Annotated in this window: 1 pseudogene; it reads right to left on the bottom strand. The window is 46.8% G+C overall.

Annotated features, from left to right (window positions below):
• Positions 1-248: pseudogene (gene yihG, locus R0J87_RS23140) on the bottom strand (1-acylglycerol-3-phosphate O-acyltransferase YihG); the annotation flags it as partial.

The raw sequence follows: 248 nt of genomic DNA, 5'->3' as shown, positions 1-248 counted from the left end.
GACGGTTATTGTCCGGATAACACAGCGTAACATTAAGCAGTTTATCGAATTGTTTACCCAGTACATTTAGCGCCATCGCAATGCCTGCCGCCTTTGGTGGCAACAAGTTTTGAAAAGTGGAGTGGGTTTGCTGATGTTTTTCTTGCGTGAAACGGGAGCCTTCAACGAAATTGACAATGGTGGTGGGATGCAGGCGAAACTTTTCACAAGAACGCCGAGTGGTTTCAACATCTTTACCACGTCGCTCC

The sequence above is a fragment of the Halomonas sp. SIMBA_159 genome, assembly GCF_046536035.1.
Classification (GTDB): domain Bacteria; phylum Pseudomonadota; class Gammaproteobacteria; order Pseudomonadales; family Halomonadaceae; genus Vreelandella; species Vreelandella venusta_A.
Note: the sequence above shows the minus strand (reverse complement) of the source record. Positions and strands in the feature narration are given on the sequence as shown.